Annotated in this window: 24 protein-coding genes; 14 read left to right on the forward strand and 10 right to left on the reverse strand. The window is 56.1% G+C overall.

The annotated features are described in order from the left end of the window. Positions 1–210: 210 nt before the first annotated feature. The gene (locus tag KGFNPO_RS00745; protein ID WP_472632661.1) at positions 211–2328 is read left to right on the forward strand and encodes a putative bifunctional diguanylate cyclase/phosphodiesterase; all 2118 of its coding nucleotides are present in this window, start codon (positions 211–213) and stop codon (positions 2326–2328) included. A gap of 251 nt (positions 2329–2579) precedes the next feature. On the opposite strand, the gene KGFNPO_RS00750 is transcribed toward KGFNPO_RS00745, so the two are convergent. Beyond that, positions 2580–3518, reverse strand: coding sequence for a LysR substrate-binding domain-containing protein (locus KGFNPO_RS00750; RefSeq protein WP_472632662.1), 939 nt, complete (start codon positions 3516–3518; stop codon positions 2580–2582). Positions 3519–3725: 207 nt separating this feature from the next. On the opposite strand from KGFNPO_RS00750, the gene KGFNPO_RS00755 reads away from it, so the two are divergent. Continuing rightward, the gene (locus KGFNPO_RS00755; RefSeq protein ID WP_472632663.1) at positions 3726–4358 is read left to right on the forward strand and encodes a LysE family translocator; all 633 of its coding nucleotides are present in this window, start codon (positions 3726–3728) and stop codon (positions 4356–4358) included. Positions 4359–4485: 127 nt separating this feature from the next. Here KGFNPO_RS00755 and KGFNPO_RS00760 read toward each other — a convergent pair whose 3' ends face one another. After that, positions 4486–5517 carry a GGDEF domain-containing protein gene (locus KGFNPO_RS00760; protein WP_472632664.1) on the reverse strand — a complete coding sequence of 344 codons (1032 nt, stop codon included), beginning with the start codon at positions 5515–5517 and terminating at the stop codon, positions 4486–4488. 113 nt (positions 5518–5630) lie between these two features. Further along, on the reverse strand, positions 5631–6122 hold the full coding sequence (locus KGFNPO_RS00765) for a ProQ/FINO family protein (RefSeq protein ID WP_472632665.1): 492 nt from the start codon (positions 6120–6122) through the stop codon (positions 5631–5633). A 182-nt stretch (positions 6123–6304) separates the two neighbouring features. Between KGFNPO_RS00765 and KGFNPO_RS00770 the strand changes: the two genes are divergently transcribed. From KGFNPO_RS00770 to KGFNPO_RS00790, 5 genes are all read left to right on the forward strand, one after another. Then, the gene (locus KGFNPO_RS00770; protein ID WP_472632666.1) at positions 6305–6643 is read left to right on the forward strand and encodes an ArsR/SmtB family transcription factor; all 339 of its coding nucleotides are present in this window, start codon (positions 6305–6307) and stop codon (positions 6641–6643) included. Positions 6644–6714: 71 nt separating this feature from the next. Then, positions 6715–7770, forward strand: a complete 1056-nt coding sequence (locus KGFNPO_RS00775; protein WP_472632667.1) for an alkene reductase — start codon at positions 6715–6717, stop codon at positions 7768–7770. Positions 7771–7850: 80 nt separating this feature from the next. After that, on the forward strand, positions 7851–9065 hold the full coding sequence (locus KGFNPO_RS00780) for a CaiB/BaiF CoA transferase family protein (protein WP_472632668.1): 1215 nt from the start codon (positions 7851–7853) through the stop codon (positions 9063–9065). Positions 9066–9648: 583 nt separating this feature from the next. Beyond that, the gene (locus KGFNPO_RS00785; protein ID WP_472632669.1) at positions 9649–10170 is read left to right on the forward strand and encodes a putative pterin-binding protein; all 522 of its coding nucleotides are present in this window, start codon (positions 9649–9651) and stop codon (positions 10168–10170) included. 45 nt (positions 10171–10215) lie between these two features. Next, on the forward strand, positions 10216–12210 hold the full coding sequence (locus KGFNPO_RS00790) for a putative bifunctional diguanylate cyclase/phosphodiesterase (protein WP_472632670.1): 1995 nt from the start codon (positions 10216–10218) through the stop codon (positions 12208–12210). 415 nt (positions 12211–12625) lie between these two features. Here KGFNPO_RS00790 and KGFNPO_RS00795 read toward each other — a convergent pair whose 3' ends face one another. The 4 genes from KGFNPO_RS00795 to KGFNPO_RS00810 all read right to left on the reverse strand — a co-directional run bounded on the left by KGFNPO_RS00795 (position 12626) and on the right by KGFNPO_RS00810 (position 15662). Further along, positions 12626–12838 (reverse strand): DUF3820 family protein, encoded by a 213-nt coding sequence (locus KGFNPO_RS00795; RefSeq protein ID WP_472632671.1) that lies wholly within the window; start codon positions 12836–12838, stop codon positions 12626–12628. A 46-nt stretch (positions 12839–12884) separates the two neighbouring features. After that, positions 12885–13874, reverse strand: coding sequence for an LLM class flavin-dependent oxidoreductase (locus KGFNPO_RS00800; protein ID WP_472632672.1), 990 nt, complete (start codon positions 13872–13874; stop codon positions 12885–12887). 54 nt (positions 13875–13928) lie between these two features. Continuing rightward, the gene (locus KGFNPO_RS00805) at positions 13929–14795 is read right to left on the reverse strand and encodes a GH12 family glycosyl hydrolase domain-containing protein (protein ID WP_472632673.1); all 867 of its coding nucleotides are present in this window, start codon (positions 14793–14795) and stop codon (positions 13929–13931) included. Positions 14796–15119: 324 nt separating this feature from the next. Continuing rightward, on the reverse strand, positions 15120–15662 hold the full coding sequence (locus KGFNPO_RS00810; RefSeq protein WP_472632674.1) for a hypothetical protein: 543 nt from the start codon (positions 15660–15662) through the stop codon (positions 15120–15122). A gap of 175 nt (positions 15663–15837) precedes the next feature. On the opposite strand from KGFNPO_RS00810, the gene KGFNPO_RS00815 reads away from it, so the two are divergent. Next, a complete protein-coding gene (locus tag KGFNPO_RS00815) occupies positions 15838–16374 on the forward strand; it encodes a DUF2058 domain-containing protein (protein ID WP_472632675.1) in 537 nt (178 codons plus the stop codon). Between the two features lie 258 nt (positions 16375–16632). On the opposite strand, the gene KGFNPO_RS00820 is transcribed toward KGFNPO_RS00815, so the two are convergent. From KGFNPO_RS00820 to KGFNPO_RS00830, 3 genes are all read right to left on the reverse strand, one after another. Beyond that, the gene (locus KGFNPO_RS00820; protein ID WP_472632676.1) at positions 16633–17547 is read right to left on the reverse strand and encodes a carbon-nitrogen hydrolase family protein; all 915 of its coding nucleotides are present in this window, start codon (positions 17545–17547) and stop codon (positions 16633–16635) included. A 1-nt stretch (position 17548) separates the two neighbouring features. Further along, the gene (locus tag KGFNPO_RS00825) at positions 17549–18238 is read right to left on the reverse strand and encodes a GNAT family N-acetyltransferase (protein WP_472632677.1); all 690 of its coding nucleotides are present in this window, start codon (positions 18236–18238) and stop codon (positions 17549–17551) included. Between the two features lie 268 nt (positions 18239–18506). Next, positions 18507–19310 (reverse strand): fumarylacetoacetate hydrolase family protein, encoded by an 804-nt coding sequence (locus KGFNPO_RS00830; RefSeq protein WP_472632678.1) that lies wholly within the window; start codon positions 19308–19310, stop codon positions 18507–18509. A 208-nt stretch (positions 19311–19518) separates the two neighbouring features. Between KGFNPO_RS00830 and KGFNPO_RS00835 the strand changes: the two genes are divergently transcribed. The 6 genes from KGFNPO_RS00835 (at position 19519) to KGFNPO_RS00860 (ending at position 24873) form a co-directional block, all read left to right on the forward strand. After that, positions 19519–19884, forward strand: a complete 366-nt coding sequence (locus KGFNPO_RS00835) for a hypothetical protein (protein ID WP_472632679.1) — start codon at positions 19519–19521, stop codon at positions 19882–19884. Between the two features lie 95 nt (positions 19885–19979). Next, on the forward strand, positions 19980–20474 hold the full coding sequence (locus KGFNPO_RS00840) for a restriction endonuclease subunit S domain-containing protein (RefSeq protein ID WP_472632680.1): 495 nt from the start codon (positions 19980–19982) through the stop codon (positions 20472–20474). Beyond that, a complete protein-coding gene (locus KGFNPO_RS00845; RefSeq protein WP_472632681.1) occupies positions 20471–21982 on the forward strand; it encodes a type I restriction-modification system subunit M in 1512 nt (503 codons plus the stop codon). Before KGFNPO_RS00840 ends, KGFNPO_RS00845 begins: the two co-directional genes overlap by 4 nt. A gap of 134 nt (positions 21983–22116) precedes the next feature. Next, a complete protein-coding gene (locus KGFNPO_RS00850; RefSeq protein ID WP_472632682.1) occupies positions 22117–22635 on the forward strand; it encodes an endonuclease domain-containing protein in 519 nt (172 codons plus the stop codon). Then, on the forward strand, positions 22628–23680 hold the full coding sequence (locus KGFNPO_RS00855; protein WP_472632683.1) for a virulence RhuM family protein: 1053 nt from the start codon (positions 22628–22630) through the stop codon (positions 23678–23680). The genes KGFNPO_RS00850 and KGFNPO_RS00855 overlap by 8 nt, the downstream gene beginning before the upstream one ends. After that, entirely contained in the window at positions 23677–24873 is a 1197-nt protein-coding gene (locus KGFNPO_RS00860) for a restriction endonuclease subunit S (protein ID WP_472632684.1), read from the forward strand. Before KGFNPO_RS00855 ends, KGFNPO_RS00860 begins: the two co-directional genes overlap by 4 nt. Positions 24874–24879 lie beyond the last annotated feature (6 nt).

Here is a 24879-nt window from a genome sequence, read left to right on the forward strand (position 1 = left end):
AAGTCAGTTACAGGATGTGATGAAGGCGGTTGGTAAAGCACGCAACTTAATCCTCAAGCAAAAATTCAATCAACGCGCTTTGGAGCACAACCTGGAATTGCCCGTCTGCATTCATGGCATTTAGTCACGTCTGGTAAAACCGCACCCTTCTAACTATAATCAGCGCAGCCTAAAGAATGCCACCCACGGGCAGCGCCCAGAAAGTTTTTTGTGTCATCTTTTCCAGACCCGTCGCCCCACACCACTGCCGACGCCACCCTATGCGCGCAACAGCGTTTCGAGACTCTTGTCAATTGTATCGACGGGATTGTCTGGGAGGCTGATCCAGCCACTTTTCGCTTCACTTTTGTTAGTGCACAAGCCGAGCACATCCTGGGCTACCGGATTGAAGACTGGTACGCCGAAGGCTTCTGGGCCGCCCACATTCACCCGCAGGATCGCGAACGTACAGTTAACTATTGCACCATGCAAACCAGGGGCGGCAACAACCACGCGTTTGAATACCGGATGCTGGCCGCCGACGGCCGGGTGGTCTGGCTCAAGGATTCAGTCAGCGTCGGAATGGGTGCCGATGGTGCCGATCAAGTGGTTTCCTTGTGCGGCATCATGGTTGACATTACCGAGTTTGAGCGCACCGAACAAGCGTTGCGGCTATCGGCCACCGTGTTTGAAAGCAGTAGCGACGGTATCGTGATTACCGATGCCAAAACACGCATTCTCAAAGTCAACCGGGCCTTTTGCGTGATTACCGGATACGCTGCCGACGAGGCGTTGGGCCAGACTCCGGCGCTGTTGCAATCGGAACAGCAGGATGCCGCGTTCTACCAGGCGATGTGGCAATCGATTGCCGAACACGGCAGCTGGAGCGGAGAAATCTGGAACCGCCGCAAATCGGGCGAAGTTTTCATCGAACGCCTGTCGATCAGCCAGGTGCTTGACGCCAGTGGCGCTGTTACCAATTACATCGGTATTTTCAGCGATATTTCGCACGCCAAGGCGGCGCAAAGCCAGATCGAGCGGCTGTCGTATTTCGATGCGCTGACCAATCTGCCCAACCGGGCGCTGCTGCAGGATCGACTGCAGCATGCGCTGCGCAACGCGGAGTCCAAAAACCAACGGGTCGCGCTGCTGACGATGAATATTGAACGCCTGGGCCACATCAATGACACTTTGGGGCACGATGTCGGCGACCAAGTCATCATCGCGGTGGCCCAACGTCTGGCGGCCAGCGTGCGCACCGTCGATACCGTTTTCCGCCATCTCGGCGACGAGTTCGCGGTCATCCTGGAAGACCTGGACGGCGCGCATGCTGCGGCCCACATGGCCGAGCGCGTGCTGACCGCACTCAGCCCAGCCTTCCGGCTCGAAGAACACGAGATCAGCGTCTGCGCCTGCATCGGCATCAGCCTGTTTCCGGACGACGGCAAGACCCCTTTGGTGCTGCTCAAAAATGCCGATGTCGCGCTGCACCACGCCAAGGGCAGCGGCAATTTCCAGTTTTTCCGGGAAGAAATGAATGCCGCTTCGATGGAACGGCTGCTGATCGAAAACAACCTGCGACTGGCGCTGCAACGCAACGAGTTCCGGGTTTTTTATCAGGCCCAGCTCGATTTTGCCAGCGGCCAGATCACCGGAATGGAAGCGTTGGTGCGCTGGGCGCATCCCGAGATGGGGCTGGTATCGCCGCTGCGGTTTATTCCGGTGGCCGAAGAAACCGGGCAAATCGTCGAGATTGGCTTGTGGGTATTGCGCACCGCGTGTCAGGAAACGCGGCGCTGGCATGCACTGGGATATGGTCATTTGCGGGTGGCGGTGAATGTGTCGGCCAAGCAGTTCAACCAGGACGATTTCGCCGCGCAAGTGAAACAGGTGCTGCAAGACACCGGTCTGGCGCCCGAGCGGCTGGAGCTGGAACTGACCGAAAGCCTGATCATGCAGCGCCCCGAGCGCGTGATCGGCACCATGGAAGAGTTGCGCGCGCTCGGGGTGCGATTCTCGATCGATGACTTCGGCACCGGCTATTCCAGCCTGGCGCAGCTCAAGCGCTTCCCGATCGACAAGCTCAAAATCGACCAGTCGTTTACCAGCGATATCGGGATCGATGTCAACGGCGCCGCGATTACCCGCGCCATCATTGCGCTGGGCGCCAGCATGCATTTGCAGGTGATCGCCGAAGGGGTGGAAACCCCCGAACAACAGCGCTTCCTGATCGACAACGGCTGCCACAGCATGCAAGGCTATTTGTTCAGCCGCCCGATCCCGGCCGCCGAATTTTCGTGCTTGCTGGCGTCGCACGACGCAAGTCCGTATCTGGATGCGCTGCTCTGAAGCAGTTTTCTGCGTCAACCATTTGCCTGTAGGGGCGGGTTCCAAACCCGCCCTTTTGCCGCCAAGTGTGAGGTCAGGTTCCAAACCCGCCCTTTCGCCGCCAAGTGCGAGGTCAGGTTCCAACCCCGCCCTTTTGCCGCTAAGTGTGAGGTCAGGTTCCAAACCCGCCCTTTTGCCGCCAAAGTGCGAGGGCGGGTTTGGAACCCGCCCCTACGGCAGCGGGAACGGATCATTCATGGCGGGTTGAAAAATTAGTGCGGATGCAATGCATGCGCGCCCAGCCAGCGGCCGTTTTCGCATAGCGTTTGGGTCACTTCCAGCACCAGCCGCTCGACTGCCGCAGCGGCATTGGTGAGCGGAATATTCTTGGATGCACACAAGGCCACGGTGCGTGAAATCTGCGCTCCGCTGATCGGCCGCGCCACCATGTCGCCGCGTTTGATTTCGGCCAGCACCGGCGCCACCGGCAAGATGGTCGCGCCAATATCCGCCAGCAATGCGGATTTCAGAATGGCGATCGAATTGATGTCGATCACATTGTCGATCGACAGCCCGGCGCTGCGCGCGAGGTTTTCGATGCGCGCCCGCACGCCGTGTTGCAAGCCGGGCAGAATCAACGGCGCCCGCACCGCGTCGGCCAGCGCGATCGACGCGCCGCGGGCCTCGAAGCGCGAACCGCTGCCGGTGATGTACAGCATGTCTTCTTCCACCAGCGGGGTAACGGTGAAGGCGCTCAGTTGCCCATCGTCGAACAGCACTGCCAGATTGATGCGGCCCGATTTCAGTTGTTCGATCAGGCTGCCGGAGAGTTCCTCGGTCAGTTGCAATGTGATGTCGGGGTAGGTTTCACGTATTGCCGTCAGCAAGGGCAGCGCCAGCGCGCCGGAAATGCTTTGCGGCAGACCGAGCGCGACGGTGCCGGTGGGCCGGTTCGTCGATTGGGCCACCGCCGATTTGGCGTCGCCCACCTGTTTCAGGATCGCTTGCGCGTGTTCATAAAATAGCGTGCCGGCATCGGTGGAGAGCACGCCTTGCGCCGAGCGGTGCAGCAATTTCGCGCCCAGTTCTTCTTCCAGTTGGCGCAATTGCTGGGTCAGCGCAGGCTGGGCGATGTGCAGCACGCGGGCGGCGCGCGACAGCGAGCCGTGATCGACGATGGCGACAAAGTAACGCAGTTGGCGCAGTTCCATGGAGGCGAGGTTTTAGTGTGAGGGTTTCGGCGCAGTGCGCGCATCGGGCTGTAAAATATCGAGGATTGTCACATCCATCGCGTCGAATTCGATTTTCATGCAAAGATCATGATAATGAAAGCAAACATAGTTTAGCCAGTGCATTTCAGCGCAGGCTGAAAATAGTACCAGCAATATCACTGACAACAGCACCAGAAGGAAAATCGTATGAACTGGGAAACCTACGCAATTTTTGCCGTCACCACGCTGGTGGTGTGCCTGACGCCGGGGCCGGCCGCGCTGCTGATCGTGGCGCAGGGGATTTCGAACGGGCTTCGCCGCTCCTACTGGGCCATCGCCGGCATCGCGCTGGGCAACGCCGCATATTTCGCGCTGTCGGCAACCGGCATTGCGGCGCTGATCATGGCCAGCAGTACGCTGTTTTCCATCATCAAGTGGGTCGGCGTGGCGTATCTGTTTTATTTGGGCATTGCCGCGCTGCGCAGCAAATCCAGCGCCTTGACCGTGACTGCCGAGAGCGCCCATGCGGTGCACGGGCCGCGCGCACTCTGGCAGGCACTGGTGGTGGAATTGTCGAACCCGAAGGCATTGCTGTATTTCGTCGCCTTGCTGCCGCAGTTCATCAATCCGGCCAAACCGCTGGGCCTGCAGTTGCTGGTGTTCGGCGCCACCGGCTTGGCGCTGGACGGATTCGCTTACAGTCTGTATGCGTGGATCGGCAGCAAAGCGCAGCGCTTCAGCGCCAACGCGTCTTTCGTGCGCAACATCAACCGCGTATCGGGCAGTCTGCTGCTGGTGGTGGGAGTGATGATGACGACCCTGAAACGGGCCCTGCATTAGTTTCACGCCGGTTTTGGCATGAAAATATACTGGGATAGCGTATTTTTTAATGCCGCAATTAAATTATGCGGGAAATGCACTATTTATCGTGATACTCCCTGGATAATAGATATTTATCAGGTCTGGATTAAAAGAATTCCACCATGTCGTTCGATATCTCCGACTTCAGCTGGCCGCCTTCCACCAGCTTCTCGTAATAGCAAACTTGGTTGCGGCCGTGGGTTTTCGCATGGTAGAGCGCCAGGTCGGCATGTCCGAGCACGACCACCGGGGTCGCATTCAAGCCGATGCGGGTAAAACCGATGCTGACCGTGACCTGGCCGACTTGCGGAAAATGGTATTTCTCGACGTTGCTGCGAAAGCGCTCGAAAATGCGCAGCGCATCTTCCAGTGCGGCGGCCTGCAATAAAATCACGAATTCTTCGCCGCCGAAGCGGAACAGCCCGTCATGCGGGCGGAACGAGGTGCGGATCAGATTGGCCAGCAACAGCAGCACTTCGTCGCCATACAGGTGGCCGAACTCGTCGTTGACGCGTTTGAAATGGTCGATGTCGACCACCGCCAGCCACTGATTCTTGTTTGCCTCGGTATGCCGGCGCTCTTCCGGTTGCGACTCGGAGGGCGTGTCGCACTGCGCCAACGAGCGCAATATTTTCGAAAAATTCTCGTCAAAGGTTTTGCGGTTAAGCAAATCGGTCAGCGAATCGCGCTGGCTGTAATCGAGCAGGCTGCGATGGTTGGCATAAATGGCGATGATGGCCTGCGCCATTTCCAGCGTCTTGTCGTCGCATGCGGCCGGATTCCAGAGTTCCAGACAGGCGATGAAGTGATCATCCAGCCAGACCAGCAGCCACAATATGCGGGTTCCGTCCGGCATGATTTTTTGGGCGCTGGTTAGATGTTGCGTCACCGCGGCCGCCAGTGCCGGCTCGAGCGCCACCGATTCGCCGCTGCAGCGGATGTGATTGCATTCTTCACAGGCATGCAGCCTGCAGGCGCTGAGCTTGAGGCGTATTTCATCGCGCACCCGCAACACTTCCAGCTTGCGCACCTGACTGGCCGCAGTCACCTCTGCCAGCGCCGCGATGACCGACGCGTCGAGTAACGCATGGTCGCGTTGCCGTGTCATGGACGTCAAGTGTTGTAGCAGGGCTTTCATCTGGAATCCTAGAGCGTATCTGCACAAAGCGGATGCATCCGCTTTGTGTAAGTGTATCCCAGCAAGATTCTGGAGATTGCTTAAGGCTGGGTTTTGCAGGCAGTGCTACTAAGTTAAGTGCCGCTGCGCGAGAATTTAGCCGCGAGCTGGCCTAGTTTTTCAGCGTGCTGGCGCTGGGTTTCTTCAGCTTTGCGCTTGGCTTCTTCAGCTTCGCGGTGCGCCTTGCGCTGCTCGGCGTCTTTCTTGAAGCGCTCCCGCAACACCTCGGACGCATGGGCGCGATGTTCTTCCGTGATGGCGTCGGTTGCATTGCCATCGAGGTCAAACCTGGCCGTCGCTTTTTCCATACTCTTCATGTACCGCAACGACCTTGTGTGGAGGCCCAATGCAATGCGCAGGATTTTGCGATTTGTCTGCGGCAGTAGTGCGATGAGTTGCTTGTCGATGCCGATCGCCAGCGGCATGTAATCACGAAAAGCCACGAATTTTTCCTGCAGTTCCTTGAGCAGAGCGCGTGCAGCGTGAATCGGGTTGGGAGCAGTGACAGCAGCAGTAACAGGGGCAGTAACAGAGGTAGAGCCGGGGACAGGATTGGGCGTATTCATTGACAGCAATTGTGCGGTTTATTCTGGGCCTGCAAGGATATCACGGGGAAGTTGTGTGGCAACGATTACTGCATCCCGAATTGATGCCCTGCACGTTCTGCATTAATATCGTATTATGACGATATTAATTTCACCAAATAACAATATTTGATTCTTTAGAAAACGAAATACGAGCATTGATTATGGACTTCGACGCAATTCACAAGGCACTGGCCAATCCGGTGCGACGGCAAATACTCGGTTGGCTTAAAGAACCCAATCGCTATTTTTCCAATCAGGAATATCCGCTCGATCTGGGCGTCTGCGCCGGTTTGATCAATCAGCGCGCAGGGTTGTCCCAATCGACGGTCTCCGCCCATCTGGCGATTTTGCAGCAGGCGGAACTTGTCACCGCAAAACGCGTCGGGCAATGGATTTTTTTCAGCCGCAATGAGCAGACGATTACCGCCTTTCGCGCCTATATCAATGACGATTTGTGCAGCGAAAAAAGTAATGTGCAATCCGATACAGACGCTTTTTGAAGCTCGAAACATCCTGCAAAAAACACCTGCAGCATCAAACCCAAGCTCTCTCAACTTTATTGAAAGTAACTATGACAACTTTATTTAACCCAATCAAAATCGGCGCGCTCAATCTCCCAAATCGCATCATCATGGCGCCCCTGACACGCTCCCGCGCAGTCGGGGAAGGGCGGGTGCCGAACGCGCTGATGGCGCAATATTATGTCCAGCGCGCATCGGCCGGCCTGATTATCAGCGAAGCCACTGCGGTGACGCCGCAAGGCGTCGGTTATGCCGATACGCCAGGCATCTGGTCCGACGAACAAGTTGCCGGCTGGAAGCAAGTGACCGACGCCGTGCACGCGGCCGGCGGGCGCATTGTGCTGCAACTGTGGCATGTCGGCCGCATTTCAGACCCAAGCTTACTGGATGGTGCGTTGCCGGTGGCGCCGAGCGCAATTGCAGCACAAGGACATGTCAGCCTGCTGCGTCCGCTGCGTGATTTCGTCACGCCAAGAGCGCTCGATCTGGCAGAAATTCCGGGCATTGTCGCGGCTTACCGCAAGGGCGCTGAAAATGCCAAGGCGGCAAACTTTGACGGCGTTGAAATTCATGGCGCGAATGGTTATCTGCTCGATCAATTCTTGCAGGACGGCAGCAATAAGCGCACCGACATCTACGGCGGATCGCTGGAAAACCGCGCCCGTCTGATGCTGGAAGTAACCGATGCCTGTATTGCGGTATGGGGCGCAGACCGGGTCGGCATGCACCTGGCGCCGGCTTGCGATAGCCACAGCATGGGCGACTCCAATCCGGCCGAGACTTTCGGCTATATTGCGCGCGAGCTGGGCCAGCGCGGCATCGCCTTCATCTGTGCGCGGGAACCGCAAAGCGAAAACCGGCTCGGCCCGCAACTCAAGCAAGCATTCGGCGGCGTCTACATCGCCAATCAGCAATTGACCAAGGCCACAGCCGAGCAATTGCTGAGCGCGGGCGAAGCCGATGCGGTCGCGTTCGGGCAGTTGTTTATCGCCAACCCGGATCTGCCGCGCCGGCTGAAGATCAATTCGCCATTGAATGTGCCGAATTCGGCTACCTTTTATCAACCAACCGCTGAAGGTTACATCGACTATCCGGCTCTGGCATGATGGATGCCCACGGCAGTTGCAAACGCGCTGCCGGGGGTTTTCTTTAGTTTCCTTTAGCTTGATATTCGGAACACCGCACCATGGATAAATTTTCTTCCGGCAAACAGGCCTCGTTACAGGGCGTTAAAGTCATAGAGTTGGGCACCTTGATTGCAGGCCCGTATGCGGCCAGCTTGCTGGGTCAATTCGGCGCTGAAGTGATCAAGATCGAAGCCCCGGTCGATGGTGATCCGCTGCGCAAGTGGCGCAAACTGCATAACGGCACTTCGCTCTGGTGGTATGCGCAGAGCCGCAACAAGAAATCGCTGACGCTCAATCTGAAGTCGGAAGAAGGTCAGCAGATCGTGCGTGAACTGGTCTGGGATGCCGACATCGTGATCGAGAATTTCCGCCCCGGCACGCTCGAAGGCTGGGGTCTGGGTTGGGAAGATCTGGTCAAGATCAACCCGAATCTGATCATGGTGCGGGTTTCCGGTTACGGCCAGGATGGCCCTTACAGTCAACGCCCCGGTTTTGCCGCGATTGCCGAATCGATGGGCGGGTTGCGTAATCTGATCGGTTTTCCGGATCGCCCGCCGGTGCGGGTCGGCGTCAGCATCGGCGACACGCTGGCGTCGCTGTATGGCGTGATTGGCGCGCTGCTGGCCATGCACCATCTGAAAGTCAATGGCGGCAAAGGCCAGTTCATCGACATCGCGCTGTACGAGGCGGTGTTCGGCGTGATGGAAAGCCTGATCCCGGAATACGGCGAATCCGGCCATGTGCGCGAGCGTACCGGCGCCAGCCTGCCGGGCATCTCGCCGTCCAGCACCTATCTCTGCCGCGACGGCTTGTACGTGATCATCGCCGGCAACGGCGACAGCATTTTCAAGCGCCTGATGCAAGCGATGGGGCGCGACGATCTGGCCGCAGACCCGGCGCTGGCGCGCAATGACGGACGGGTACAGCACAATGATTTGATAGATCAGGCGATCTCGGACTGGACCGCGCAGCATGACATCGATCATGTATTGAACACCCTTGAAGCCGCCGCCGTGCCGAGCAGCCGGGTATTCACCGCCGCCGATATTTATCAGGACCCGCACTACCGCGCGCGCGACATGATCCAGCAATTTACCTTGCCCGATGGCATGCCCATCGATCTGCCGGGCGTGGTTCCCAAACTCTCCGAAACCCCAGGCGAAACCCGCTGGGTAGGCCCGGAACTGGGGCAGCATACTGCTGAAATTCTCGCTACGCTCGGGCGCACCCCGGAGCAGATTGCAATATTGAAACAGAAGGGCGTGATTAGTTAGGCGCCGTGAAAGTAATCGGACGATGCCCATTACTTCGGTCAGCACCTAATGCCCTGAGGCCCTGAGGCCTACGGGGCAAAATCGAATCGCCAACCCAATATTTTCCAAGACGAACGTCTAACTTAGGAACGTGCGCGAAATAATGTGCGCATGTGTTCCCACGTTTGGCGGGCGCGCTGCGGCATTGCGCTCGCCAGCACTCCTGCGCGCGCCTTGCAAGGCCACACCGTTGCAGGCATCGGGCATTGCCCGGTGAAATCCCTGCTGCACGGTCCAAATCCACAAATTATGCCGCGCACGTTCCTTATGCCCTCTTTGCCGCATGCATGAATCTGTGCGTCTGTTGTCGCAAATCAAATTTTGAAGATTTCTTTATGTCAATATCGATTTTCGTAAATATACGAAATTTGTTGCGACGCACAAGCGGCAGCGCGCCCGTCAGACGTGGAACAAATATGCACATTATTTCACGCGCGTTCCTATGTGCCGCGCCGCAATGTCGGTTGCACGCATCGCCGCCACTACCATTAACTGGGCTCATGGCCAAATAATTGTTTAATTTTTGAGTTCGAGGGGACATACGATGAAATCGTATTTTTTAGTGATATGCCGTTTTTTCCTGTCAGTGTTTTTTATCAACATGTTGTCGGTCGGGGTGGGGGCGCAAGCGCTACCAAAACCGAAAGGCCCTGTCATTTTGACTGTCGGAGGCAACATCAGCCATCGCAATGCCGGAGACACCGCCGAATTCGATGCCGAAATGCTGGATGCGCTGCCAGTTACCCAATTTTCCACAGCGTCGCCCTGGCACACAATTCCGGTCACCTATGCCGGCCCATCGCTCAACAGTGTGTTAAATGTCGTTGGAGCGCAAGGCAAGGTGCTGCGTTTGATGGCGATGAATAAATACGAGATCAAGGTGCCCTTTGACGATGCCGCCGAGTTTGAGCCGGTGCTGGCGCGCCGGGCGGATGGAAAGGAATTGATGGTGCGCAGCAAGGGCCCTCTGCTGATGATCTATCCGTTTGACAGCAAGCCCAGGCTCAAGAGCGACACCTATTACACGCGTTCGATCTGGCAACTGCAAAAAATTGTTGTTGAGTAAGCCTTCGTGAGTTTAGCAATCGAAGGTCCTGAACTCAGGCGCTCCATGAAAATTCGCGATTTTTATGCGGATATAAAGAAGCCGGTTCGCCGCTTTTTACTCGGGGTCGCAACTATCATTTTGGTTGCAGTGACTGGCCTATGCTGGTTTCAATACCAGCAGATTGAACGGGTAGCCCGCGGTACTGTTCAAGGGCACGACAATTTTTCATGGGAGTTTTACCAGCTTGAGTTGGACCTGATGCGCTACCAGAGTGCCTTGCAAGAGGCAGTACACCAACCCGATAAGCCCGGTTTGCTGGCGGAAACCAGTAATTACTACAATATTTTTGCAAGCCAGGTGCTGCTATTCGAGACCAGCGTCAGCGGCAACGTGATGAAGGAGAATGCGACATTCAGGCAAGCATATGCCGAGGCGCGGTCGTATCTGAAAAAAGCAGATTCCTATCTGGAAGAAATTCCCAAAACTCTGGACGCCGCCACGTTGCAAACGCTGCAGCAGGACATCAATCGGTTACATCCGGTTATTCACAGACTTTTGCTTGATGTGCATGAAATACAAAACATGCGTTCGAGCCTGATGCTGGGTGATGTTCGGCAGTTTGCCCTTTACGAGGGCATCACGTTAACCGTTTTGTTGATTCTGTCAGTGGTTTTTGGCCTATTTGCGATTCAGCAACTCGCACTGACCGGGCGCCGGCAGCGCGAGTTGGAAACCTTGCACCTGGAGGCCAGCCACCGGGCTGCCCATGATTCTCTGACTAATCTGGTGAACCGGTTTGAATTCGAAAAGCATTTGGGCCGTGCGCTGGACTTGTCCCGCAATCAGGGCATCGAATCCGCGCTGATGTTTGTCGATCTGGATCGCTTCAAAATTGTCAATGACACCTGTGGGCATGGCGCCGGCGATCAATTGCTGCGTGACGTGGTGCAGGTCATCAGCCGCTGCGTGCGATCCACGGATACCTTTGGCCGGCTGGGGGGTGACGAATTTGGCGTGATTCTGACGCACTGCGGTCCGCAAAAGGCCGCCGAGGTGGCCGAGCAGATTCGCAAGGCCGTGGACGACTACCGGTTTGAGCATGGCGGTCGCCGTTTTCATATTGGCGCCAGTATCGGCTGGGTGCAGATGCATAGGAACTGGCTGTCCACTGCAGCGGTCCTGAACGCGGCCGACTCGGCTTGTTATGTGGCCAAACATTCGGGGCGCAACCGCGTCCATGCCTATGAAAATAACGACAAGGGTGTGCTGGCCCAAAAAGACGGAATCCAGTGGGCACAGCGCATTGAAGAGGCTCTGGCTGAAGGACGCTTCGAATTGCACTGGCAGCGCATTGTGGCGATTCAACCCGAACACGAGCACGGCGGGGTGCATGGTGAAGTTCTGTTGCGCATGATCGATACTGATGGCAGGCGGGTCTCGCCAGGCGATTTTGTGCCAATTGCCGAGCGTTTCTTTCTGGCAAGCAGAATGGACCGATGGGTGTTGCACGCAGTTTTTGAATGGATGGTGCAGCATGAAAACGCACTGCTGCACCTGGATCGGCTCTCAGTCAATCTGTCTGGCCAATCGGTGGGTGACCCGGTATTTCGTGCCGATGTGCTGGCCATGATGGACAGCATGCCTGTGGACTATCGCAAGATATGCTTTGAGGTCACCGAGACTGCAGCCATCATCAACCTGAACGAATCGGTGACTTTCTTCATTGCACTGCGTAACCGTGGCGCGCGCATCGCGCTCGATGATTTTGGCAGCGGCATGACATCGTTTGGTTACCTCAAGACACTCCCCGCCGATGTGCTGAAAATTGACGGCCAGTTCATGCGCAACCTGCTGACCGATCCGGTGGACCGGGTCTGCATCCAGAGCATGGCGCAACTCGCCAAGGCCACGCACATGGAAACCGTAGCCGAATGGGTCGAAACGGAAGAGGTGGAAGCCTTGCTGCGCGAACTGGGGGTGGACTACGTCCAGGGCTATTTGCATCACCGGCCGGAGCCACTGGACCACTTGCTGAAAATCGCAACGGTGGCTGTTTGAGTCGCATAATTTGTAATTATTCAGCGCACTAGATGAGGACTGTTTGAATCCCCTCGCCCGCTTGCGGGAGAGGGTTAGGGAGAGGGTATTAGCAAATATTCCGGCCTGATTATGTGGCAATCCCATCAAGGCCGAGTCTTGTTTTAGCCCACCTTCGTTCTTGCGAGCACCCTCTCCCCAGCCCTCTCCCGCGCGCGGGCGAGGGAGTTTTCCATAGCGCGCTGAACAGTTATCAAAATTTCGTAAAAATAAGGAGTATGGCAATTTTTATGGCATTTTCCGCATATATTTATTGCGGATATAAAATATACTCAATAAGGTATTTGAGGTTGTTTAATCCGGTGTTGCAGGGAATTGGCCTGAATAACAGCATCAAGCCTATTCCGGCTGGTCTGGTTTGGGACCGGTGCGGAGGTCAGCGCTTGCGAAGCGGGGCCAGCAGATGCGTCAAAGCATTGTGGTCCAACTCGTACATCAGCGCTATCAGACCACCGAGTTCGCCGGAGGGAAAGCCTTCCCGCGCAAACCAGCCAAGATAGTGCCCCGGCAGATCGGCGATCAGCCGACCTTTGTACTTTCCATAAGGCATTGCACGGGTGACTAACAGTTGTAGATATTCGGGATTCATCGTCAACTGCAGCCTGCTTGCGAAAGGGTGAAATTGGCGCTATCGCTCAAGCCAGCGCTTTGTGGACGTCTGCAGTAATCTCATACGAGCGCAGACGCGCGGCGTGATCGAATATCTGTGACGTGATCATCAGCTCATCGGCATCTGTACGCGCAATAAACGCCGTCAATTCACGCGAGACCGTTTCGGGCGAACCGATGGCGGAACACGACAGAACCTGGTCAAGCAATGCGCGCTCCTGCGGGCCGATGCGGCTTAAATAATCCCCCATCGGCGGCGGCAGACGCGAAGGGCGACCGCTGCGCAGGCTCACAAATGATTGCTGCATGGAGGTCGCGTGAAATTGCGCTTGCGCGTCGGTGTCGGCGGCAAAAACATTAAAGCCGAGCATCACATACGGCTTATCGAGTTGCGCCGAGGGTTGGAACGTGGCCCGGTATAGCGCAATCGCCTGCATCATCTGGGCCGGCGCAAAATGCGACGCGAAAGCATACGGCCGACCGAGCGCCGCTGCCAATTGCGCGCCAAACAGACTCGATCCCAAAATCCAGATCGGAACGTTCAGACCGGCACCGGGGATGGCCCGCACAGCTTGCTTTGGCGCCGACGAGAAATAATCCAGCAATTCCACAACGTCCTGCGGGAATTCGTCTGCATCGGCGGCCAGATTGCGCCGCAAAGCGCGCGCAGTGGTCTGGTCCGAGCCCGGCGCGCGCCCCAGCCCCAGGTCGATGCGGCCGGGGAAGAGCGACTCCAGCGTCCCGAATTGCTCGGCAATCACCAGCGGAGAATGATTAGGCAACATGATGCCGCCGGCGCCCACCCTAATTTTCGAGGTGCCAGCGGCCACGTGCCCGATCAAGACCGCGGTCGCGGCGCTGGCGATGCCAGGCATGCCATGATGTTCCGCCAGCCAATAGCGGTGGTAGCCCCAACGCTCGCCATGCTGCGCAAGATCGAGCGTGTTGCGAAATGATTGGGCCGCATCGCTACCTTCAGCGATCGGAGAAAGGTCAAGGATGGAAAATGGGATCATGTTTTTTAGTTAGGGTCGACAAGGCAAAAAGCAAGCCTTTATTAACTGATGTTATCAACGGCTAACGCTATAAGAGTTGATGGTAGCCGTTCCCTTGCCGCGCTTCAACTCCGCGCCAAATTCGATCGTGCTGATGTAATCGGTCTGGAGCAAATGGTTTTTAGAAACAAGATAGTCAATAAACGGCTTCAGGGGAATGGACGCTTTCAGCAACGGTGTTTTGCTTGCGAATACCAAGACCTTCCACTTCCAGTTGTAAGATGCATTGATGACTGTGTGCTCAAACACCTCAAACTGATTCCCATCAACCGTAATCGTGTCGATTACCGGATCATCTTTCCACGTCTGCTGCACCTTAATCATGATCTCCGCTTTATGCGGCCAGTGGTCCGTAGTGGCAGTCGAATCCACCCAAATGTCATAGGTAAGGTTGTAGTCGCCTGTGGCCGAAATGGCAACGTCGTGATTGACGCTCAACCCTGCGACATCTGCGAATGGAATTGAAGTCATTCCTTTGCCGCCGGGCCTATACAGTATTTCAGGATATGCCTTGATATCGGAGCTGGAGTTTTCGGTCGGCCAATCCCAGCGGAATTGCGCCGTCACGCCTGTCTGTACAGCCGTATTGTCGATCACGGTTCCGACCGACGCGCCACTGATGCATTGCGTGAAATCCGTGATCTTCTCCCTGCCCCAGGGATTGCTGTTCAACGCATAATCTCCGAGCGCAAGTGATGCAAATGACTTATCGCACGATGAAGCCGCGACTGGTTTAAAAACCACCGAGGTAACCGGTGCGGCCTGAGCATCAACAGTTTCATGGTTATCTTCAGAACCGGTCGGCGCTGGCGAACTGCCGCCACCGCAACCCACAAGTGCAGCAACGATGAGGCTGGTCAAAACTAAATTTTTTAACTTCATTTTTCCATTTTCTTAAAATAAGAGGCTGTTGCAAAACGCAATAACCAGCTTCCCAGGTGCGCATGTTTTGCGCTGCAAAATGCCCTCTGTGAAGCGGCTTCTGAGAGTGCTCGCGAAGCGCTTTTGTTTCATGCTCGCAGATAATCCTGCTGCTAGCCGCCACAAGGAAGGGCGGCGACAGACAGGAATTGATGAGATGGCTAGTAATTCATGGACAGACTCTAAAGTCCAGCGGTTCCTACCATGTGCGGCAGTCAACCAGACCAATATTGGCATCTGTGAAGTGACGATGCAACGCACTCCGCCGCCCGACGGCGACAACACTCAATTGTCAGTGGCGTCCAGGGTGAAAATGGCATAGGCCTTGGCAGGTGTCTTCTCGGTCGGTTTCTCAACTTGGAGCTGGACACAATCTTCCACCACCAAACTACGCCAATTTGAAATCCCGGCGTTTGCAAACGCGGTGTTGGCCTTGGATGCCAAGCTAATGTCCAGCGCCAGTCGGGCATTGCGCGCTCCCGTCTTCGCATAGTTGACGCCGCGCAGTTCAAAGCCGAACACGGTCAACCAGGGTTCCCACAGGCCTTTTTCGACGCCGAGTACGATGCGATCGAGCATGTCCTCAAGCGGTAAGCCTTTTTTAATCACGCCGCGCAAAACTTTCAGCGACGGCGCAAAGCGCGCATCGCAACTCTGCTTGCCTGCGCCGCGTTCCGAGATAGCCTTCAATTCTTTCGAGAACGCCGCGTCACGCTCCGTGTAATCGCGCATCCGTACGTAAAACTCGGTATTCAGAAACGGATTTTCAGCGCGCCCTGCAGGCGCATCGATTGTTTTTTTCGCTGGAGGCTGTTTCTTGTTCGTCATGGGTTCGGAGCTAGAGGGTAAGGGGCGCAGTTTAGCACTGCCGGCTCTTAGGCTGAGAGCGCCAGCAAGACCGCGATTGCGGATCAGCGGAGTCGACATTTTTGCTATGCTAGCGACTTTCCACTGGCCGGAGCCGTTGCCTGGGCCGGCGGACCCTATTTACGGAGTAGCACATATGGCTTCTTTGCAAGAGCAGTTTTTGAAAGCCGGCCTGGTCGACAAAAACAAAGTCAAACTGGCCCACCAGGACAAGAGCAAGCAGAAGAAGGTTGAACGCCGGACCGGTACGATCAGTGTCGATGAAGCGCGCCTGGCCGCACTCGATACGCAACGCAAGAATGCCGAGCGGGCCCGCGAACTCAATGCCCAGCGCGACGCGGCCGCCACGCAAAAGGCAATCGTGGCGCAAATTGCCCAGATGGTGCAGAAGAATCGCCAGAGCAAGGGCGCCGGCGACATCGCCTACAACTTTACCCACGACAAGAAGATCGCACGGCTGTATGTGTCGGCCGCGGTCCAGGCGCATTTAATAGCCGGTCGCCTGGTGATCGTCTGCCAGGGCAACGCCACCGAATTGGTGCCCAGGATTATCGCCGACAAGATCGCCGAGCGCGACGCCTCGCTCGTCGTGCGAGTGAACAAGACCAGTACCGAGATCGATGCGGACGATCCGTATGCCGCCTTCCAGATTCCGGACGACTTGATGTGGTAGCGCCAAAGCCTGGCTGACGCTGCGCTTGCTGGACGATTCGGTCGATTTTAGAAGAGGAGTTTGATCGGCGCAGCGCGATACCGGCCGGTGCCGGAAATAGACCGGAGATGATGACTTCCTATTTCTGAAACTAAAACGCCAACCGGTAATGGTTGGCGTTTTAGTTGAGATGTTCTTGGCGGCCTGGGGCGGAATCGAACCACCGACACAAGGATTTTCAAAGCCAGGCTCTGTCGCTTCCGGGAAAGCCAGATGGCATCAGACCGTGGACACGATCTCCACATCGTTGTCGTACACATCGATGCGTTTGTCATACAAGGGAATGGTGGTGCCGTTGACGCGGTTCATGACCAGCTTGCCGAGGTCCACGTCGGCAATCACGATTTGCTCCATGTTGGGTACGCCTTCGGCGGCAATACCGTCGCGCGCGAAGGGGAAGTCCGACGGCGTGATGATCGCCGCCTGGCCATAATGCAAGCCCAGACCTTCGACCGGGAGGTTGCCCACAGTGCCGGTGACCGCAACATAAACCTGGTTCTCGATCGCCCTGGCATGGCAGCAATAACGCACCCGTAAAAAACCCTGGCGGTCATCGGTGCACGATGGCACAAAGATGATGTCGGCGCCCATTTCACACACCATGCGGCTGAGCTCGGGAAACTCGATGTCGTAACAGATCAGGATAGCAATGCGGCCGTGGGGGGTGTCAAACACCTGCAAGTGGTGACCTGGGTCCCCTTTCCATTTTTCCTTTTCCCAGCGCGTCAGGTGAATCTTGTCCTGGGTAAAAACTTTCCCCTCGGGCGTGAAAAGATAGGCGGTGTTCAGAAGCTTGCCGTCGCTTATCGTCGGATGGCTGCCGCCGATCACATGCACATTCCACTGCGCAGCCAGTTCCTTGAACAGCTCGATATAGCGCGTGGTGTAATCGTTCATGTTGCGCACTGCCTGCCGCAAGTCGCTGGTATCCATAAACGACAGCAGCTGAGTGGTGAATATCTCCGGCAGCAGCACAAACTGCGGTTTATAGTCGCCTGCGGCTTTCATCACGAAGCGCACCTGGTTTTCAAAATCGTTCCAGTCGTGGATGGAGCGCAGCAGGTATTGCACCGCCGCGATGCGCACGGTGAGCTGCTTGGGTTCGTATGTGCTGGTTTTGGGGGCGGTTGTCATCTTAGATATCCTTTGCGGCGGCGCGCGCCGCCAGTTGCAGCCCGGTGGGCTTGGAGGCATCGTAATCTGGGTTGATCCAGGCGATCAGCGACGCGTACCCATGCGATTCTTTGTCATCGACAAGGTAATTCGGCATGATGCCACAGTACCTGAATCCCTCGCGCAACTGAAAGCTCAGCACCGGGTCTGTGATGTCCCCCCACAGCACCTTGCGGGCGTAAAGCTCCACTGGCATCTGGTCTGCCAGCTTGTGGTAGCCCGGCAGTCTGCCGCAGGCAATGATGCGGCGCAGATTCAAACTCTTGCACACCCGCCGCCGGGCTTCGTACAGCGCATGGCCCAGCCGCTTGCCGCGCAGCAGCGGCGCGACGAATACTTCCGCGCCGTACAGCGTGTAACCCGCCGCGTCGTGGGTGTCAAAGGTTCCTTTGGCGGTGATCTCATCCCAGGTATGGGGTTCCATCCACTCATCCCACAGGATCACCAGCGAACTGGCGCAGCCCACCAGCCGGTCATTGTAGAACGCGACGAACTGACCCTCGGGGAACAGCTCGATCTGGCGTGCCACGCGGTCGTGCTGCCAGGCCGGAATGGTCGGATAGACTTCGCGCTGCAGGCGCACCAGCGCGTCAATATCTTGCAGCGTGGTATTGCGGACAATTAGTTTGGACATGTATTTAGTAGGGGGCAAAGGAACTGGCGCCAGTTCGCAGGCAGACCGGTGTGGGTCTGATAGAAACCGGACGGCAGCCGACCGTGGCCGATGAAAAACGAGATGCGTGCATCATACGTACCATACGCACCACATTTTTCTCAAATTATTATGGGAGCGGAATTATGATCGAAAACAGTAAAGTCTGCCGGATGTGCCTGCGATTTAAGCATCCGACTTGTTTGGAAATGCAAGATATCCAAGCGGCTGCAAGCTATCCCTAGCGCGTGAGCGATACTACTTCGTATCAGGTGCAGCGGCTCATCTCGGCACATCTCCGCACGAAATGCACCGTCAGCGTGCCCAGGTCGCCATACTGAATGGCGATGTCTTCTCCTACAGGCAAGTCAAAACTCCCCGCGTACGAGCCGGTGATCACTGCCTGGCCTGCTTGCAGCCCCAGGCCTTTGCTGCGTAAAAACTCCGCTAGCCAATACAGCGGCGCACGTGGATCGCCGCTCGGGTGGCGGCCGTCAAGCCGGATTTCCTCGCCCGTCGCAAAGGTGATTGTTATCGCCATCGTGCTGGCGGCGCGTGCTTTCCCGGCATCCGCCTGCGGGCCGATGAACAGGCCGGAATTGAGCAAGCCGTCCGCCAGATTTTCAGCGAAGCTGGCGTCGTCCGGATCGCTGTAACGACTGTCGATCAGTTCCAGCGCGAGGTGGGTGCGCGCAATCGCGGCATCGACCTCGGCCGGCGTGTAGGGCTGGTCGCGAGCAGGCAGGTCGCGCCCGAGAATGAAGGCGAGTTCCGGCTCCACCCGCGCCTGGCCGGCACGGACCCGCACCGCGCATTGCGCGCCGGTGTCGATGGTGTGGACAGTGCCGGCATAGATAGGAGCCAGCACCCAATTCCCGGCTGCGGGCAAGCCGCACTTCCACGCAGCGATGCCAGCGCCGAGTTGCGCGCTGACCGCTGCCTGTATCGCCAGCGCGGCGTCAAGCCCGGATGGCCGGCAGCACTCGGGCAGGCGGGGACCCTGTGCGCCAGACCTGCGGCGCGCCGCCAGGATGGCAGCGGCAATCGAGGCGACAGGGTCGGGTTCAGACATGATTGCTTTCAAACAAGCGCTTGATGAAAATTATGTACATATGGCTGTATATTTTATGTATCAATGAATATATGCGGGAACTGCACTGAAAATAGCGATACTCCAGCATATTTGCGGATAGTAGGGTGGGTGCGTTGCTGCCGACTCAGAATTAACCCAGGCTGCCGAAATCGCTGACCAATCCCAATACACTGCAAATGCTGATCCAGTGCGGGATGGGCAGCTTGCAGGTGGGTCAGTCAAAATCGGCTCCGTAGGTCAATCCGGCATCGGCGCCAACATCCAGAAACAAAAGCGTCCACCGGTGATGGCTGGCGTTCTTTTTTTATTGCAAATTACAAATTTTTACGGATGTTTGCATTACTCCACAGTAACTGATTTAGCCAAATTTCTTGGCTTATCAACATCGGTCCCGAGCAAAGAGGGGACAGGCCACGGTTTTCTGATAGTAAAAACCGTGGTCTATCCTCTATTATTTCTATTATTTGAAGCAAATTTTTCGGTCATCCTGATAGTTGCAATATATCCCAAATTCAAGCAAAATATTTGCATCATCCAGATTGGTGCAAAATGATAGACGAACTTAGACAATTTACTGAAGTGCGTCCAGGACACCCTTTTCGCGGTAGAGTGCCCGAAATTGCTGAAGGTGCTGCATTGGCAATACAGATGCGGGACTTGAGCGTGGCGTCCGGCGTTGCATGGAACAAGGTCGCGCGTACCAGCCCGCAAGGACGCAAGGAACCCGATTGGCTGCAGGCCGGCGACATACTCTTTGTGGCCAAAGGAGCGCGAAATTTCGCGGTCTGTTTGAAAGATATCCCTGCGCCGGCAGTTTGCTCGCAGTATTTTTTTCTTATCCGCGTACGCGATATCAAGGCGCTGCTGCCTGAATTCCTGGCCTGGCAGATCAACCAATTGCCGGCGCAGCGCTTCTTGAGCAAAAATGCCGAAGGCACAGACCAACTCAGCATACGGCGCGGCGTACTGGAAGCGTTACCGATAGCGGTACCGCCGGTTGCGCAACAGCGCCAACTTATCAGCCTGGACCAGGCAGCCCGACAGGAGCGCGATCTTCTGCAGGGACTCATACACAACCGCGAGCAGCAGCTACAGACACTGGTTCTGAAGTTGTTGGCGACCAACCATCAGGCAACGACATGAGCAATAGCCCCATCGAACAATCCGTCATCAATCGCGCGGTCTGGGAAGCCTGCGATACCTTCCGCGGCACCGTCGATCCCGCCATCTACAAAGACTATGTGCTGACGATGCTGTTTCTGAAATACATCTCCGATGTCTGGCAAGACCACTACGACGGCTACAAGGCGCAGTACGGCGACCACCCGGAATTGATCGAAGAAATGCTGAAGAACGAGCGCTTCGTGCTGCCGCCGCAAGCCAACTTCTATGCACTGCATGCGCAGCGGCATCAGCCGGGCAACGGCGAGCGCATCGACAAGGCGCTGCACGCGATCGAAGAAACCAACATCCAGAAATTGCGCGACGTGTTTCAGGACATCATCTTCAATTCCAACAAGCTGGGAGAAGAAGCGCAGAAGAACGACATCCTGCGCCATTTGCTGGAAGACTTCGCCAAGTCCGAACTCAATCTCCGTCCAAGCCGAGTCGGCACGCTCGACGTGATCGGCAATGCTTATGAATTCCTGATCAAGAATTTCGCGTCCACCAGCGGCAAAAAAGCCGGTGAGTTTTACACCCCGCCCGAAGTCTCGCAATTGATGGCTTTGCTGGTCGATCCGCAGGAAGGCGATGAAATCTGCGACCCGACTTGCGGCTCCGCCTCGCTGCTGATGAAGTGCGGCCAGTTGATCCGCAAGCGCAACAACTCGCGCAAATACGCGCTGTATGGACAGGAAGCGATCGGCAGCACCTGGGCGCTGGCCAAGATGAACATGTTCCTGCATGGCGAAGACAACCACCGCATCGAGTGGGGCGACACCATCCGCAATCCCAAGCTGCTCGACAGCGACGCGCTGCTCAAACACTTCGACATCGTGGTTGCCAATCCGCCGTTTTCGCTCGAAAAATGGGGGCATGACGGCGCCGCCGACGACAAATTCAAGCGCTTCCGGCGCGGCGTGCCGCCCAAGACCAAGGGCGACTACGCGTTCATCCTGCACATGATAGAAACGATGAAGCCGGGCACCGGCCGCATGGCCGTGGTGGTGCCGCACGGCGTCTTGTTCCGGGGTGCGGCAGAAGGCGCGATCCGCAAAAAACTGATCGATGAAAACCTGCTCGATGTGGTCATTGGCTTGCCGGAAAAACTGTTCTACGGCACCGGTATCCCCGCCGCCGTGCTGGTCTTTCGCAAGAAAAAGAAAGACGACAAGGTGCTCTTCATCGACGCCAGCCGCGACTATCAGGATGGCAAGAACCAGAACATCCTGCGCGACACGGATCTGGAGCGCATTCTCGCCACCAGCCGCAAACGCAACAGCGCAGACAAGTACGCCTACCTGGCCACCCCGGCCGAAATCGCCGAAAACGACTACAACCTCAACATTCCCCGTTATGTGGATACTTTCGTCGAAGAGGAAGAAATCGACTTGATGGCGCTGCGCGCCGAACGCGAAAAGCTGAAGGCGGAGCTGGCGACGCTGGAAGTGCAGATGGATGGCTATCTGAAAGAGCTCGGTTATGAGTGAGCCGATGTCTTGCTCCCTTCTCCCGCAAGCGAATCGCATGGCGATTCGGGCCCCGGAAAAATCCAAGCCGGGAGAAGGGCCGGGGATGAGGGCGCCCGCAAAATTCCCTATCTAACAACCGTCACGACATAAGCATGGAAAATTACCAGCCACATCACTCAGCCAAACTTCCCGAAGACCTTCGTACCTGGGCCAGGGAAATGCGTGGGCGCATGACCGATGCGGAAGCATTGCTATGGAAGTTATTGCGCAATCGCCGTATCGCGGATGCAAAATTCCGACGACAACACCCGATGGGACGCTACATCCTCGATTTTTATTGTAATGAAAAGAGACTATGCATCGAGCTCGATGGTGGCCAGCATGGAGAGGCGATCGGATACGATCACCATCGGGATGCGTGGCTGCGTGCGCAAGGTGTGCGAGTGCTGCGTTTTTGGAATAACCAGATGCTGACGGAAACGGAAGCTGTTTTGGAGATGATTTATCAAAATTTGCTTGCCGTCGATTCTGCGAGCGCCCTCATCCCCGGCCCTTCTCCCGCCTGCGGGAGAAGGGAGCAAAACAGCGACCTGAGCAATCACATCAATCCTGCTGACCATTTTTCTGATGCCAATAAATTGGTCAGCACGAAAGGATTCGATCGTGAATGAGCCGATGGATGCCAAGCAACCCAGCCGCGGCGAGCTGGTGCTTTACCCGACAGAAGATGGCAACGCACAGTTTTTCCTGCGCGCCGAAGGCGGGACGGTATGGCTGACCCAAGCCGAGATCGCCGACTTGTTCCAGACGACACCGCAAAACATTACGCAGCACGTCAAGGCAATTTACAAAGAAGCTGAGCTAACCGAGGACGCAACTTGTAAGACTTACTTACAAGTTCAAAACGAAGGTCAGCGCACAGTCAAGCGCACGCTCAAGTCTTACAACCTCGACCTGATTCTCGCCGTCGGCTACCGCGTGCGCTCGCCCCGCGGCACCCAGTTCCGCCAGTGGGCCACCACACACCTGCGCGAGTTCCTCGTCAAAGGCTTCGTCATCGACGATGCCCGGCTCAAGGACCCGGCTGCGTGGGATTACTTCGACGAATTGCTCGAACGCATACGCGACATACGGGCGTCCGAAAAGCGTTTTTATCAGAAAGTGCGCGACCTGTTTGCGCTGGCCATCGATTACAGCGACAACACCGACACCGCCCATCAGTTTTTTGCCGAAGTGCAAAACAAGATGCTGTTTGCAGTCACGCAGCACACCGCTGCCGACCTCATCATCCAGCGCTCCGATCCGGCGCAGCCCAATATGGCGCTGCAAAGCTGGAAAGGCGCCCGTGTGCGCAAGGGCGATGTGATCACCGCCAAGAACTACCTTGACAAGGACGAGATCACCGAACTCAATCGCATCGCCACCATGTTTCTCGACTACGCCGAAGACCGCGCCGCCAAGCGGCAGGACATCAAGATGGCGGATTGGCGGCAGTACGTGGATAACTTCCTGCTCTTCAATGAGCGTGCATTGCTGAAGAACGCGGGCAAGAGCAGTCATGAGCGGATGGTGAAGATTGTGCATGAGCGGTACGCCACCTTTGACGGTCAGCGCAGGCACGATGAAGCGAAGTTGGCTGACGCTACGGACATGCAAACATTGGAGGCTGTCGAGCAGAAACTGAAAACAGCGAAGAATAAAGGCAAGGGGAAATGAGTTACGAAGGTAATTGCCGTCTCGGCGATCTGTTTTCCAGTCGCCGTGAAAAAGGCCGTGAAGGCTTGCCCACACTGTCCGTCACCCTCAATAACGGCGTGGTAAATCGCGACGACCTCGACCGCAAGCAGGACACTACCCTGTCTGCTAATGAGCATTTGCTCGTCAAACCCGGCGACATCGCATACAACATGATGCGCATGTGGCAGGGAGCATCCGGGATGGTAGATAAAGAAGGGCTGGTCAGTCCGGCTTATGTTGTGCTGAAACCCAAACCGGCTGTAGATCCCGCATTCGCCTCATACCTTTTCAAAACGAAGCGGATGACTTACCTGTTTTGGGCTTATTCGTATGGCTTGACAGATGACCGGTTAAGACTTTATGCCCGAGATTTCGCGAGCATTCCAGTCAATGTACCGGCGGCAGAAGAACAGAGAAAAATTGCGACGATAATTGCAAAGTGGGATCTCGCAATTGCTGTCTGTGAAAGGCTTATTGAGAACAGCAAATCGCAAAAACGTGCCCTCATGCAGCGATTGCTACCAAAGAGTAGATCTGGCCAGTCAACTCCAAATGGCTGGGCAATGGTTCATCTTGACGAACTGGTTACAGTAAATCCTGGAAAAGCATCGCGCCCACCTGATGGACGGGTTTCATTCTTGCCAATGGAAGCCGTGACTGAAGATGGGCAAATACGACGACTTCTGGAGCGTTCTTATGAATCGGTTTGCTCCGGATACACTGCTTTCATTGATGGTGATGTGCTCGTCGCCAAAATTACACCTTGCTTCGAAAATGGAAAGGGTGCGCTTGTCAGTTGTCTCTTAAACGGCATTGGTTTCGGAAGCACGGAATTTCATGTGCTGAGAGTGAAATCAAACGTATCTGCGAATCTCATTGCCCACATTGTCAGTAGCCATGAATTCAGAACACGGGGCGCATCAGAGATGACTGGCTCAGCAGGACAAAAACGAGTCCCTGCTGATTACATTCGAAGCTTCAATATTGCAATTCCTACCGAAGCTCAAGAGCAAGGTCGAATTGTCTCGATGTTGGATGCCGCAGAAAGAGCTCGCCAAGTGCTTACCATCCAGATGAAAATACTTCAACAACAAAAATCCTCACTGATGCAGCAACTCCTCACCGGAAAACGCCGTGTGCAAGTCGATCAATCACCCCAAGCCGCAGCCTGAAGCCGA

The sequence above is a fragment of the Gelidimonas diazotrophica genome (assembly GCF_055694025.1).

Excerpts from the sequence above, each read along its gene's own strand:
- KGFNPO_RS00795 (WP_472632671.1), bottom strand. The coding sequence starts at position 12,838 with ATGAATCCCGAATATCTACAACTGTTAGTCACCCGTGCAATGCCTTAT.
- KGFNPO_RS00830 (WP_472632678.1), bottom strand. The coding sequence starts at position 19,310 with ATGTCTGAACCCGACCCTGTCGCCTCGATTGCCGCTGCCATCCTGGCG.
- KGFNPO_RS00815 (WP_472632675.1), top strand. The coding sequence starts at position 15,838 with ATGGCTTCTTTGCAAGAGCAGTTTTTGAAAGCCGGCCTGGTCGACAAA.
- KGFNPO_RS00805 (WP_472632673.1), bottom strand. The coding sequence starts at position 14,795 with ATGAAGTTAAAAAATTTAGTTTTGACCAGCCTCATCGTTGCTGCACTT.
- KGFNPO_RS00820 (WP_472632676.1), bottom strand. The coding sequence starts at position 17,547 with ATGACAACCGCCCCCAAAACCAGCACATACGAACCCAAGCAGCTCACC.
- KGFNPO_RS00775 (WP_472632667.1), top strand. The coding sequence starts at position 6,715 with ATGACAACTTTATTTAACCCAATCAAAATCGGCGCGCTCAATCTCCCA.
- KGFNPO_RS00780 (WP_472632668.1), top strand. The coding sequence starts at position 7,851 with ATGGATAAATTTTCTTCCGGCAAACAGGCCTCGTTACAGGGCGTTAAA.
- KGFNPO_RS00840 (WP_472632680.1), top strand. The coding sequence starts at position 19,980 with ATGCGGGACTTGAGCGTGGCGTCCGGCGTTGCATGGAACAAGGTCGCG.
- KGFNPO_RS00800 (WP_472632672.1), bottom strand. The coding sequence starts at position 13,874 with ATGATCCCATTTTCCATCCTTGACCTTTCTCCGATCGCTGAAGGTAGC.
- KGFNPO_RS00790 (WP_472632670.1), top strand. The coding sequence starts at position 10,216 with ATGAAAATTCGCGATTTTTATGCGGATATAAAGAAGCCGGTTCGCCGC.
- KGFNPO_RS00850 (WP_472632682.1), top strand. The coding sequence starts at position 22,117 with ATGGAAAATTACCAGCCACATCACTCAGCCAAACTTCCCGAAGACCTT.
- KGFNPO_RS00860 (WP_472632684.1), top strand. The coding sequence starts at position 23,677 with ATGAGTTACGAAGGTAATTGCCGTCTCGGCGATCTGTTTTCCAGTCGC.
- KGFNPO_RS00810 (WP_472632674.1), bottom strand. The coding sequence starts at position 15,662 with ATGACGAACAAGAAACAGCCTCCAGCGAAAAAAACAATCGATGCGCCT.
- KGFNPO_RS00785 (WP_472632669.1), top strand. The coding sequence starts at position 9,649 with ATGAAATCGTATTTTTTAGTGATATGCCGTTTTTTCCTGTCAGTGTTT.
- KGFNPO_RS00750 (WP_472632662.1), bottom strand. The coding sequence starts at position 3,518 with ATGGAACTGCGCCAACTGCGTTACTTTGTCGCCATCGTCGATCACGGC.
- KGFNPO_RS00755 (WP_472632663.1), top strand. The coding sequence starts at position 3,726 with ATGAACTGGGAAACCTACGCAATTTTTGCCGTCACCACGCTGGTGGTG.
- KGFNPO_RS00760 (WP_472632664.1), bottom strand. The coding sequence starts at position 5,517 with ATGAAAGCCCTGCTACAACACTTGACGTCCATGACACGGCAACGCGAC.
- KGFNPO_RS00845 (WP_472632681.1), top strand. The coding sequence starts at position 20,471 with ATGAGCAATAGCCCCATCGAACAATCCGTCATCAATCGCGCGGTCTGG.
- KGFNPO_RS00770 (WP_472632666.1), top strand. The coding sequence starts at position 6,305 with ATGGACTTCGACGCAATTCACAAGGCACTGGCCAATCCGGTGCGACGG.
- KGFNPO_RS00765 (WP_472632665.1), bottom strand. The coding sequence starts at position 6,122 with ATGAATACGCCCAATCCTGTCCCCGGCTCTACCTCTGTTACTGCCCCT.